Source organism: Streptomyces sp. NPDC111520 (genome assembly GCF_055635295.1).
The window spans coordinates 99,102-111,023 of the sequence record NZ_JBVKBW010000019.1; the positions used below are offsets into that span (position 1 = coordinate 99,102).

At 73.0% G+C, this 11,922-nt stretch carries 10 protein-coding genes; 5 read left to right on the forward strand and 5 right to left on the reverse strand.

Annotated elements, in window-relative coordinates:
- The first annotated feature begins 118 nt into the window (after window positions 1-118).
- Window positions 119-3,697: a DNA polymerase III subunit alpha gene (gene dnaE / locus ACZ7MY_RS34385; RefSeq protein WP_499607872.1), complete on the forward strand. Its 3,579-nt coding sequence runs from the start codon at window positions 119-121 to the stop codon at window positions 3,695-3,697.
- Window positions 3,698-3,789: 92 nt separating this feature from the next.
- Here dnaE and ACZ7MY_RS34390 read toward each other — a convergent pair whose 3' ends face one another.
- Window positions 3,790-3,963: a hypothetical protein gene (locus ACZ7MY_RS34390; RefSeq protein WP_499607875.1), complete on the reverse strand. Its 174-nt coding sequence runs from the start codon at window positions 3,961-3,963 to the stop codon at window positions 3,790-3,792.
- Between the two features lie 204 nt (window positions 3,964-4,167).
- Between ACZ7MY_RS34390 and ACZ7MY_RS34395 the strand changes: the two genes are divergently transcribed.
- The 4 genes from ACZ7MY_RS34395 (at window position 4,168) to ACZ7MY_RS34410 (ending at window position 8,085) form a co-directional block, all read left to right on the forward strand.
- On the forward strand, window positions 4,168-5,412 hold the full coding sequence (locus ACZ7MY_RS34395; RefSeq protein WP_499607878.1) for an NYN domain-containing protein: 1,245 nt from the start codon (window positions 4,168-4,170) through the stop codon (window positions 5,410-5,412).
- A 103-nt stretch (window positions 5,413-5,515) separates the two neighbouring features.
- Complete coding sequence (locus ACZ7MY_RS34400; protein ID WP_499607993.1) at window positions 5,516-6,487, forward strand: ABC transporter ATP-binding protein; 972 nt, start codon at window positions 5,516-5,518, stop codon at window positions 6,485-6,487.
- Between the two features lie 91 nt (window positions 6,488-6,578).
- Entirely contained in the window at window positions 6,579-7,409 is an 831-nt protein-coding gene (locus ACZ7MY_RS34405; RefSeq protein WP_499607880.1) for an ABC transporter permease, read from the forward strand.
- 67 nt (window positions 7,410-7,476) lie between these two features.
- Entirely contained in the window at window positions 7,477-8,085 is a 609-nt protein-coding gene (locus tag ACZ7MY_RS34410) for an ABC transporter permease (RefSeq protein WP_499607883.1), read from the forward strand.
- 15 nt (window positions 8,086-8,100) lie between these two features.
- Here the strand turns inward: ACZ7MY_RS34410 and ACZ7MY_RS34415 are convergent, their stop codons facing one another.
- From ACZ7MY_RS34415 to ACZ7MY_RS34430, 4 genes are all read right to left on the reverse strand, one after another.
- Window positions 8,101-8,175 carry a 50S ribosomal protein bL37 gene (locus tag ACZ7MY_RS34415; RefSeq protein WP_488180945.1) on the reverse strand — a complete coding sequence of 25 codons (75 nt, stop codon included), beginning with the start codon at window positions 8,173-8,175 and terminating at the stop codon, window positions 8,101-8,103.
- Between the two features lie 66 nt (window positions 8,176-8,241).
- Window positions 8,242-8,742, reverse strand: coding sequence for a Cys-tRNA(Pro) deacylase (gene ybaK, locus ACZ7MY_RS34420; RefSeq protein WP_499607885.1), 501 nt, complete (start codon window positions 8,740-8,742; stop codon window positions 8,242-8,244).
- Window positions 8,743-8,759: 17 nt separating this feature from the next.
- Window positions 8,760-9,467 (reverse strand): LON peptidase substrate-binding domain-containing protein, encoded by a 708-nt coding sequence (locus tag ACZ7MY_RS34425; protein ID WP_499607887.1) that lies wholly within the window; start codon window positions 9,465-9,467, stop codon window positions 8,760-8,762.
- Window positions 9,468-10,350: 883 nt separating this feature from the next.
- The gene (locus ACZ7MY_RS34430) at window positions 10,351-11,922 is read right to left on the reverse strand and encodes an oxidoreductase (RefSeq protein ID WP_499607889.1); all 1,572 of its coding nucleotides are present in this window, start codon (window positions 11,920-11,922) and stop codon (window positions 10,351-10,353) included.

Below are 11,922 nucleotides of genomic sequence, written 5' to 3' on the forward strand. Positions count from 1 at the left end.
GTCCGCGACCGGCCGGACACGGGGCCGGCCGGCCGCGGCGGGGAGGGCGGGCAGGGCGGGAGTGGCACCGGCTGTCGGACCCCCGGCGTAGGATTCCAACGCCGCCAGATGACGACCGATGCCGGAGGTGTCGCTTCCCGTGACCACGCCGTTCACCCACCTTCATGTCCACACCCAGTACTCGCTGCTGGACGGAGCGGCACGGCTCAAGGACATGTTCAAGGCCTGCGGTGAGATGGGCATGACGCACATCGCCATGACCGACCACGGCAACCTGCACGGGGCGTACGACTTCTTCCACCAGGCCAAGGGCGCCGGGATCACGCCGATCATCGGCATCGAGGCGTACGTGGCGCCGGAGTCCCGGCGCAACAAGCGCAAGGTCACCTGGGGCCAGCCGCACCAGAAGCGCGACGACGTCTCGGCTTCCGGTTCCTACCTGCACAAGACGATCTGGGCGGCGAACGCCACGGGACTGCACAACCTCTTCCGGCTCTCCTCCGACGCCTACGCCGAGGGCTGGCTGACCAAGTACCCGCGCATGGACAAGGAGACCATCGCCCAGTGGTCGGATGGCCTGATGGCCTCCACCGGCTGCCCCTCGGGCGAGGTGCAGACCCGGCTCCGCCTCGGCCAGTTCGACGAGGCGCTGAAGGCCGCCGCCGAGTACCAGGAGATCTTCGGCAAGGAGCGGTACTTCCTGGAGCTGATGGACCACGGCATCGAGATCGAGCGCCGGGTCCGCGACGGGCTGCTGGAGATCGGCAAGAAGCTCGGCATCCCGCCGGTCGTCACCAACGACTCGCACTACACGTACGCCAGCGAGGCCGACGCCCACGACGCCCTGCTGTGCATCCAGACCGGCAAGAACGTCTCCGACCCGGACCGCTTCCGCTTCGACGGCACGGGCTACTACCTGAAGACGACGGACGAGATGTTCGCCATCGACTCCTCCGACGCCTGGCAGGAGGGCTGCCGCAACACCACGCTGCTCGTGGCGCAGCAGGTCGACACCGAGGGCATGTTCCAGGCGCGGAACCTGATGCCCCGCTTCGACGTCCCCGAGGGCTTCAGCGAGGTCACCTGGTTCCGCGAGGAGACCATGCGCGGCATGCAGCGCCGCTACCCCGGAGGCATCCCGGACGACCGGATGAAGCAGGTCGAGTACGAGATGGACACCATCATCCAGATGGGGTTCCCGGGCTACTTCCTCGTCGTCGCCGACTTCATCATGTGGGCCAAGAACAACGGCATCGCCGTCGGCCCCGGCCGCGGCTCGGCGGCCGGCTCGATCGTCGCGTACGCCATGGGCATCACCGACCTCGACCCGATCGACCACGGCCTGATCTTCGAGCGCTTCCTCAACCCCGAGCGCATCTCCATGCCCGACGTCGACATCGACTTCGACGAGCGCAGGCGCGCCGAGGTGATCCGGTACGTCACCGAGAAGTACGGCGCCGACAAGGTCGCCATGATCGGCACCTACGGCACCATCAAGGCCAAGAACGCGATCAAGGACTCGGCCCGCGTGCTGGGCTACCCGTACGCCGTCGGCGACCGCCTCACCAAGGCGATGCCCGCCGACGTCCTCGGCAAGGGCATCCCGCTCTCCGGCATCACCGACTCCTCGCACCCGCGCTACAGCGAGGCCGGCGAGATCCGCTCGATGTACGAGAACGAGCCCGACGCCAAGAAGGTCATCGACCTCGCGCGCGGCGTGGAGGGCCTGGTGCGGCAGATGGGCGTGCACGCCGCCGGCGTGATCATGTCCAGCGAGCCGATCGTCGACCACGCCCCGGTCTGGGTGCGGCACTCCGACGGCGTCACCATCACGCAGTGGGACTACCCGAGCTGCGAGTCGCTCGGCCTGCTGAAGATGGACTTCCTCGGCCTGCGCAACCTCACGATCATGGACGACGCCGTCAAGCTCGTGAAGGGCAACAAGGGCGTCGACATCGAGCTGCTGGCCCTGCCCTTCGACGACCCGAAGACCTTCGACCTGCTCGCCCGCGGCGACACCCTCGGCGTCTTCCAGTTCGACGGCGGCCCCATGCGCTCCCTGCTGCGCATGATGAAGCCCGACAACTTCGAGGACATCTCCGCCGTCTCGGCCCTCTACCGGCCGGGCCCGATGGGCATGAACTCGCACATCAACTACGCCCTGCGCAAGAACAAGCAGCAGGACATCACCCCGATCCACCCGGAACTCGAGGCCCCCCTCAAGGAGGTCCTCGACGTCACCTACGGCCTGATCGTCTACCAGGAGCAGGTGCAGAAGGCCGCCCAGATCATCGCGGGCTACTCGCTGGGCGAAGCCGACATCCTCCGCCGCGTCATGGGCAAGAAGAAGCCCGAGGAGCTGGCGAAGAACTTCACCATCTTCCAGGAGGGCGCCCGGAAGAACGGCTACAGCGACGCGTCGATCCAGGCGCTGTGGGACGTCCTGGTGCCGTTCGCCGGCTACGCCTTCAACAAGGCGCACTCCGCCGCGTACGGCCTGGTCTCCTACTGGACGGCCTACCTGAAGGCCAACTACCCGGCCGAGTACATGGCGGCGCTGCTCACCTCGGTGCGCGACGACAAGGACAAGTCGGCGGTCTACCTCAACGAGTGCCGCCGCATGGGCATCAAGGTGCTCCCGCCGAACGTGAACGAGTCGGACGCCAACTTCACCGCCCAGGGCGACGACGTCATCCTGTTCGGCCTCACCGCCGTCCGCAACGTCGGCCAGAACGTGGTGGACTCGATCATCCGCTGCCGCAAGTCCAAGGGGAAGTACACCTCCTTCCCCGACTTCCTCGACAAGGTCGAGGCCGTGGTCTGCAACAAGCGCACGGTGGAATCGCTGATCAAGGCCGGCGCCTACGACGAGATGGGCCACACCCGCAAGGGCCTCACCGAGCACTACGAGCCGATGATCGACAACGTGGTCGCGGTGAAGCGCAAGGAGGCCGAGGGCCAGTTCGACCTCTTCGGCGGCATGGGTGACGACGCGGGTGGCGACGAGCCGGGCTTCGGCCTCGACGTCACCTTCTCCGACGTCGAGTGGGACAAGACGTACCTGCTCGCGCAGGAGCGCGAGATGCTCGGCCTCTACGTCTCCGACCACCCGCTCTTCGGCATCGAGCACGTGCTCAACGACAAGGCCGACGCCTCCGTCTCGGCGCTGGCCGGCGACTACGCCGACGGTTCCATCGTCACCATCGGCGGCATCATCTCCGGTCTGCAGCGCAAGATGACCAAGCAGGGCAACGCCTGGGCCATCGCCACCGTCGAGGACCTCGGCGGCTCCATCGACTGCATGTTCTTCCCGGCCACCTACCAGTTGATCTCGACCCAGCTCGTCGAGGACGCCGTCGTCTTCGTCAAGGGCCGGCTCGACAAGCGCGAGGACGTGCCGCGCCTGGTGGCCATGGAGCTGATGGTGCCCGACCTCACGGACGCCGGGACCAACGCCCCGGTGACCATCTCCATCCCGACGGTGAAGGTGACCCCGCCGTTGGTCGCCCGCCTCGGCGAGGTCCTCGCCAGCCACAAGGGGAGCACCGAGGTACGGGTGCGGCTGCAGGGCGCCCGCAAGACGACGGTGCTGAGGCTCGACCGCCACCGCGTCACTCCCGACCCTGCGCTCTTCGGCGACCTCAAGGCCCTCCTGGGCCCCTCCTGCCTCGCCACCGCCCAGCAGCAGGCGGGCTGATCACCCGCCGCGCGGGCGGCGGAACGCGCCGAGGGCGGCACCCCTTCCGGACGGGGTGCCACCCTCGGTCATGAGCGTCCTGCGTGTGCGCGCTAGTTGTGGCCGAACTTCTTCTGCCGCTTCTGCGACACGTGCGGTTCGGCGCCCGGGACCGTCATCGCCATCTGCTCGCGTCCGCCTGCGCTCTTCGCGTGCTCATCGGTGGTCGCGGCGCCGCGGTCGTGCTGCTGGCCGGTACGTTCGCCCCGGTTCTTGTTCTTGCCCACGATTCCTCCTCGGGGGAAATCTCGGATGATGGGCCGCACTCAGGCTTGCACGGGAGTACGAAGGTCGCATTTCGGGCAGTTGCAGGGTGAGGCGCGCCGGTGATCGCGTAACCGGTCACAACGCCCCCGTGTTCGGGCAGACTCGGGGCAACAGTGTTACCGGGGGGACGGACGGCAGGACTTTCGGAGAAGAGGGTGAGACCGATGGACCGCTGCGTCGTCCTCGTGGATGCCGGGTACCTGCTCGGGGCCGCCGCGAGCCTCCTCGCCGGAGAGCCCTCCCGGTCCCGGATCACCGTCGACCACTCCGAGATCGTCGCGGGACTGCGGGAGCGCGCCGAGAAGGAGACCGGCCAGCCCCTGCTGCGGATCTACTGGTTCGACGGCGCGCCCGACCGCGTCCCGCAGCCGGAGCACCGGAGGCTGCGCGTGATGCCCAGGGTCACGGTCCGCCTCGGCGCATTGACCCGCACCGACGGACGCTGGGCGCAGAAGGGCGTCGACGCGGCCATGCACGCCGAGCTGTCCGAGCTGGCCCGCAACCGCGCCTGCTCCGACGTCGTGCTGGTCACCGGGGACGGCGACCTCCTGCCGGGCATGATGTCGGCGAAGGAGCACGGCGTCGCCGTCCACCTGTGGGCCGTGCAGGCCGCGGACGGCGACTTCAACCAGTCCGAGGACCTGGTCGCCGAGGCCGACGAACGCCGTGTCCTGGACCGGGAGTGGATCACCCGGGCCATCCACGTGCGCGAGCCCGCCGGGGTCTGCGCACCGCTCACCCCGCGCCCCGAGATCGCCGCCATCCTCTCCGCGCCGCTGCCCGAGACCGGCCGGAGGACCGAACCGCAGCCCGCGGCCGAGCAGCCCGCCGAGCCGGCCGCCGCCGCCCCCCAGGTCGTCACCGCCGGCCGCAACGGCACCCGCCCCGGCACCGGGGCGCCGGCCGCCGCGGCCGGCAAGGGGATGCCCACCCCCAAGGACGTCGCCGGCATCGTCCACCGCGGCCACTCCTCCCCGCACCCGGCCTCCCCGGCCGCCGCCGGCGCCACCCTGCGCTGGTCCTCCGACCGCGGGCTGGTCGGCGGCGCCGAGGCCGCCGACGCCGGCCTGCCCACGCTGGCCCAGCTCACCAGCGCCGAACAGCGCTGGGCGGACCGCGAGGAGGACATCACCGACGTCAGCGGCGACCCGTACGAGGTCGGCCAGGTCTTCGCCCGCCGCTGGATCGGCCGGATCGCCGACTCGTCCCACCTCCAGGTGCTCTCCGCCGAGTACCCGCGCGTCCCGCACCGGATCGACGGCGAGCTGCTGCGCTACGCCGCCCGCTTCGGGCTGCTCGCCCACAAGGACGACCAGATCGACGAGCACGACCGCTACGCCATCCGGGCGGGCTTCTGGCGCGAGGTCGACGCCCGCGCGGTCGTCGCGGGGGCCTCCGCGGGGGAGTGAGCGCGCCCGGACCCCACCCTGCGGCACGTCGCGGCCGGGACGCAGCGTAGGCTCGGTGCTCGTGAGTACCGGCACGGAACAGGGCGCCACCGCGCGGACGGCGATGGTGGTGACCGTGCGCGGGCTGGTGAAGAGCTACCCGGCCGGTCGCGGTCGGCGCGGCGCCGCGAGCCCCCCGGTACGCGCCAACGACGGCATCGACCTGGACGTCCGGGGCGGTGAGATCTTCGGGCTGCTCGGCCCCAACGGCGCCGGGAAGACCACCCTCGTACGCCAGTTGACGGGGTTGCTGCGCCCCGACGCGGGCAGCGTCCAACTGCTCGGGCACGACCTCGTACGGCACCCGGAGCGCGCGGCGCGGCTGATCGGCTACCTCGGCCAGGAGTCGAGCGCGCTCGACGAACTGACCGTCGCCCTCGCCGCCGAGACCACCGGACGGCTGCGCGGCCTCGACGCCAGGGCCGCCCGCGCCGAGCGGGACGCCGTCCTGGAGGAACTGGAGCTGACCGCCCTCGCCTCGCGGCCGGTGAAGCGGCTGTCGGGCGGCGAGCGACGGCTCGCCTGCTTCGCCGCCGCCCTCGTGGGCGAGCGGCCGGTGCTCGTGCTGGACGAGCCGACCACCGCCATGGACCCGGTCGCCCGGCGCGCGGTGTGGGCGGCGGTCGACCGCCGGCGCGCCGAGCACGGCACCACGGTGCTGCTGGTCACCCACAACGTGATCGAGGCGGAGACCGTCCTCGACCGGGTCGCGGTCATCGACGAGGGCCGGGTCATCGCCTGCGACACCCCGGCCGGGCTCAAGGCGCTCGTCGCAGACGAGGTACGGCTGGACCTGGTGTGGCGGGACCAGCCCCCGCTGGCCGTGCCCGAGGTCGCGGCCCTGCGGGAGACCGCCCACGTCACCGGACGCCGCTGGACCCTGCGGCTGCCGCAGCAGCGCGCCCGCGCCGTGGTCGCCGAGCTGACCGGCGGACCGGCCTTCACCGCGCTCGACGATTTCACCCTGACGGCGCCGAGCCTGGAGGATGTCTACCTGGCACTCGGCGGCCGGCGGAAGGGACTGGTCAAGGCGTGAACGGCGGCAACGGTGGGGACGTGAGCCTGGACGTGGACCGGAATGTGAACCTGGACGTGGCGCGCGGCACCGCGCAGCGGGGCGGCGCGCAGTGACGATCATCTCCGCGGGAGCGGACACCCGTACGGCGGCACCGGCGGCGCCCGCCGCCCCCCTCGGCGTGGCGGCCGCGGCGCTCGCCCCGCGCGCCCGGCTGCTGCCCGCTATGGCCGCGGTGTACCGGGCGCAGCTGTCCCGGGCGAAGGTCGCCCGGATCCCCCTGCTGTTCGTGGCGACCTTCCAGTCGGTCGGCATCATGATCATGATGCGCGGCGTCGTCGACGGCGGCCCGGCCGCGCGCGCGGTGGTCGCCGGGTCGAGCGTGCTGGTCGTCGCCTTCGTGGCGCTCAACCTGCTCGCCCAGTACTTCGGCCAGCTGCGCGCCTCCGGCGGCCTCGACCACTACGCCACCCTGCCGGTGCCCCCGGCCGCCGTGGTGCTGGGCGCGGCGGGCGCGTACGCCTCCTTCACCGTTCCCGGGACGCTGGTGACGGCGGGCATCGGCTGCGCGCTGTTCCAGCTGCCCTTCGCCAACCTGTGGATCCTCGCCGCGGTCATCCCGCTGGCGGGGGCGGCGCTGTCCGGGCTGGGCGCGGCCCTCGGGCTGCTCGCGCCGCGCCAGGAGCTGGCCACCCTGGCCGGCCAGCTCGGCATGTCGGCGGCGCTGCTGCTGGGCGTGCTGCCGGCCGGCAACCTCCCCGAGCCGATCCGCTACGTACGGGACCTGCTGCCCTCCACCTACGGCGTGGAGGCCCTCATCCGCGGCTTCGACGACCACCCCGACTGGGTGGCGATCACCACCGACCTGTCGGTGTGCGCGGCCGTGGGCCTGGTGTCGCTGGCGGTGGCCACCTGGGCCTACCGCCGCGCGGCCTGCCGGTGACCCGCGGGTGTGGTGCCGGTGAGGTGCCGGTGACGCGGGCCACGGACGGACCTGGCACGATGGCAGGGTGACCGCACCCCTGACCCCCCACGACCACTGGCCGCCCGCGCCGCTGCCGCCGTTCCCGGAGCAGGAGAGCCGCATGGACCCCGTCCGGGAGCTCAAGAGCGGTGCGCTGACCGCGGTGCTCGTGGCCGTGGCCGGCGTGGTCCTCGGCCTGCTGTGGCTGTGGCTGGCGCCGCGGATCCCGCTGGTCTCGGACGGCAAGGCGGTCTACCTCAAGGACACCGAGGGGGAGCAGGCGATCGGCGCCGACGGCACCTTCGTGCTGCTCGGGCTGGGCATCGGGGTGCTGACCGGGGCGCTCGTCTTCTGGCGCAGCCGGCGCGGTGGCGTCGGTGTCGTCCTCGGCATGGCCGTGGGCGCCGTCCTGGGCTCCGTGCTGGCCTGGCGGCTGGGCACCTGGCTCGGCCCCACCAGCGACCTGATCGCGCACGCCCGGGCGGTCGGCGCGAAGAAGGTGTTCGACGGCCCCCTGGAACTGCAGGCCAAGGGCGCGTTCCTGGCCTGGCCCATAGGGGCCGTCCTCACCCATCTGGTGCTCACCACGGGCTTCGGCCCGCGCGACGAGCAGCAGCACCCCGCCGTGCACTGGAAACCGCCCCCGGGCGTCTGACCCGGGGCCCGGAGGTCACGCCGGGCGCCTGCCGTGGTTGGCGTTGCGCTTCTTGATCCGCCACTTGCGCTTGCGGGTGCGCTTGGACATCGGGCCTCCCCTGAGCCGGGTGCGCTTCCGGGCAGCGTGCGCCCGTACCGCCCCGCCGTCCAGGGGTCAGGCACGTCCGATCGGCGCGACGACCGCGTCCGTGAGCCGCACCAGGTCCTGCGGGGCCAACTCGACCTCCAGGCCGCGCTTGCCGGCCGAGACGAAGACGGTGGGGTGCTCCAGCGCGGAGGCGTCCACGACGGTGCGCAGCCGCTTGCGCTGCCCCAGCGGGGAGATCCCGCCCCGGACGTACCCCGTGGTCCGCTCGGCGGCGGCCGGGTCCGCCATGCCGGCGCGCTTGCCGCCGGCCGCGGAGGCCAGCGCCTTGAGGTCCAGCGACCCCGCGACGGGGACCACGGCGACGGTCAGCGCCCCGTCCACGTCGGCGACGAGGGTCTTGAACACCCGGTCGGGGGAGGTGCCCAGCGCCTGCGCGGCCTCCTCCCCGTAGCCGAGCTCCGAGGCGGGGTCGTGGGCGTACGCGTGCACCGTGAAGACGGCGCCCGCCTTCTCCAGCGCGACGGTGGCGGGCGTGCCGCCGGAGGATGACTGCTTCTTCTTGGCCATGGCGCTGCGAGGATACGTCAGTTGGGGCTCGGGACCTGCCGGGTCAGGTCCACGGCGGGCAGGGTGCGCAGTTTGTCGATGACCGCCGCCTCGCGGCGCAGCATCGCGAGCTCCTGCTCCAGCCGGGCCGCGGTGTCCGGGGCCTCCAGCAGCGCCTGCTTCGCCGGGACCGCGGCGACGGTCGCGGCCGCCACCAGGTACGACAGCACGGTCGGGTCGTCCGGCAGCTCCTGGCTCCCCGCCAGGCTCCGCTCCCGGGCCCCGGCCAGCCGCTTCTGGTAGGTGCGGAACGCCCGGGCCACGCCGGCCGCCAGCGCCCCCGAGCCGGTGCCGGGCACCTCCGCGACCTCCTCGACCTCGCCGACCAGGTACGGCCCCGAGGCGTCCACCGACAGCAGCCGGAAGCGCGTCGTGCCGGTCGCCACGACGTCGAAGCCGCCGTCCTCGCGCTCCCCGATCGTCGCGGCGTCCGCGGTGCAGCCCAGCGCGTACAGCGCCCCGGAGAGGTCCGGCGCGTACCCGGCCGCCGCCTCCTCAGCTCCCGCGGGGGCGACCTCGTGGCCGTCGCGGATCGCCACGACACCGAAGCGGCGCGGTGCCTCCTCCGGCAGGGCCAGCAGATCGCGGAAGAGCGCGCGGTAGCGCTCCTCGAAGACGTTGAGCGGCAACACGAGGCCCGGGAAGAGGACGGAGCCGAGCGGGAAGAGCGGAAGACGAGCGGTCACGGTCAGCAAGCCTAGGGCCTGCGGCGCCCACCCCTCGTCGGCCTCGTCCCGTACCGCCCCGTTTTCGCCGCCGCGACGACGCCGGGTGCGCGTGGCGGTGGGCGTTGCCGCGGGCGCGTCGGTAGGGGCCCGGGAGGGCCCGCCGCCCGTGGCTTGGCGGCCGGTGCGGGTGCGTCTCCTCGCCGGCCTCGTGCTGTGCCGGCCGGTCCCGTCACCGCTCGGTGTGGCCCTGCGGCTGTCCGCGTCCCGGATTCGGGGTGCGGGGGCCGCCGTGACGATGTGGGGCGCGTGTGGGCCGGGGCCGTGTTCGCTGCGGCGCTCGGGGCGGTGAGGGCTGCCGCCCGTGCGGGGCCGCCGTGATGACGCCGGGTGCGCGTCGCGGTGGCCGTTGCCGCGGGCGCGTCGGTGGTGGGGGCCGGGGAGGGCTCGCCGCCGCTGGCTTGGTGGCTGCTGCGGGTGCGTTCCCTCGTCGGCTCGTGCCGTGCCGCTCCGTTTTCGCCTTCGCTTGGCGCGGCCTTGAGGCGGTCCGCGTTCCGGATTCGGGGGTGCGGGGGTAGTCGTGACGATGCCGGGGCGCGTGTGGGCCGAGGTCGTGATCGCTGGAGCACTCGGGGCGGTGAGGGCTGCCGCCCGTGGCGTGGCGCCGGTGCGGGGCCGCCGTGACGATGCCGGATGGGCGTCGCGGTTGGCGTTTCCGCGAGCGCGTCGGTGGGGCGGGCCCGCGGAGGGCCCGCCGCCGCCGGCTTGGCGCCGGTGCGTCGCGCACCGTCGTCGGCCTCGTCCCGTACCGCCCCCGGGCGTCTCCCCGTGGTCCGCGGCCGGGGGCGGCCGGGGCTTGCCACGGGCCTCCCGGGTTGCGGGTGGCCCGGGCGGACGTGCGGCGTCAGCCGCGGCGGAGGAGGCGGGAGGCGCCGGCGGCGACGGTCGTGGCGAGGATCCAGCCGAGCATGGTGAGGACCGCGGCGGCCCACTGGGCGTCGCCGTTGAGGCGCCAGGCGTTGTCCTGGCCGAGGTTGATGACCGGGAGGAGGAGGTCGAGGGCGAAGAGGGGCGCGTTCCAGTGCGGGAAGGCGCCGCCGTCCACCGGCTCGGGCTCGCCGTGGACGGCGAAGAAGACGGCCCCGAACGCCCAGAGCAGGGCCATCCAGATCGCCGCGCGACCGGGCCGGTACCCGTAGCCGACGGTCACGTCCTGGAGGTAGCCCCACAGCTTGCCCGCGAGCGGGAGGGTCTCGCGGCGCCGCCGGTGCTTGGCGAGCAGCACCTCGCGGGCGTCGGCGTCCTCGCCGCTCGCGCGCAGGGCGGCCGCCAGGTGCTCGTACGGCTCGGGGCTGTACTCCGGGGTGGCCGCGGCCAGCCAGCCGATCCGGGCGCGCAGCGGGAAGGCGCCCTCGGGGCTGAGGGAGCCGTAGGCGAAGCCGGTCAGGTCGAGGCCGCCGGCATCGGGCCAGCAGGTGCGGCTGTCCGTGAGGTTGCCCACGCGTGCCCCGGCCAGCGAGATCGTCCCGGTCGGCGGCTGGTCGAGGGTGAGCCGCAGTTCGGGCGTCTGGACGCGGCGCAGCGACAGCTGCTGCCCGCCGGTGAGCCGGAACCGCGCCTGGTGGATGATCACCGCGTTGCCGAAGCGGCCGTCGTCCAGCCGCACCCCGCCGTCGGAGCTGAAGCGCCGGGTGCGCACGCCCAGTGGAGGGGTGCCGCCGCCGGAGCCGCCCGTGCCGACGTAGCCCGCGCTGAGGTACAGGGTGTGCTCGACGGTGACCCGGGCCGCGTTGAGCGCGTAGCGCCCGTACGGGTTGTGCAGCCGGCTGCCGCGCAGGCTGAGGCGGCCGCCGATGCGGGCGCTGCGCAGGCTGACCTCGCCGGTCGCCTCGATCAGCTCGGCCTCGACGTCCTGGGCGACGCTGAGCCCGTCGGCCGCCAGCGCCCGGCCGTGCCGGTCCTTGCGCAGGGTGATCTGGTTGAGCAGCAGGTCCGTGCCGATGTGGGCGTCGGTGAGCCGTATCCCGCCCTCGATCGTGCACTGCGGCAGGTGCAGGTCGCCGGAGGTGTGCAGCCGGGCCGCCTCCAGCCGGGGTATGGCGCAGCGCACCATGCGCAGGGTCGTGAAGTTGCACTCCGCGAGCAGCACCTGCTGCTCGAAGCGGCAGTCGTGCAGTTCCACGTACGGCACCACCGTGCCGCCCGAGAGGTTGAGCTGCCCGCTGATCTGGGCCCCGGACAGCTTCACGCACGACACGCGCCCCGAGGCGGCCTGCGGCCCGTCCAGGAGCAGCTTGGCGATCACCTCGGCCCGTACCGTGCGGTCCGGGCCCCAGAAGCGGTCGGCGGCCGGGTCGTCCCGCTCCGGGATGCCGGTGCGCAGGTCGTACAGCTCCCCCCGGCGGAAGGCCTCCCACAGGCCCTGCTCCACAGCGGTCCAGTCGTGCGGCGGCGCGACGTCCGACGGCTCGGTCAC

Excerpts from the sequence above, each read along its gene's own strand:
- dnaE (WP_499607872.1), top strand. The coding sequence starts at position 119 with ATGCCGGAGGTGTCGCTTCCCGTGACCACGCCGTTCACCCACCTTCAT.
- ACZ7MY_RS34395 (WP_499607878.1), top strand. The coding sequence starts at position 4,168 with ATGGACCGCTGCGTCGTCCTCGTGGATGCCGGGTACCTGCTCGGGGCC.
- ACZ7MY_RS34400 (WP_499607993.1), top strand. The coding sequence starts at position 5,516 with ATGGTGGTGACCGTGCGCGGGCTGGTGAAGAGCTACCCGGCCGGTCGC.
- ybaK (WP_499607885.1), bottom strand. The coding sequence starts at position 8,742 with ATGGCCAAGAAGAAGCAGTCATCCTCCGGCGGCACGCCCGCCACCGTC.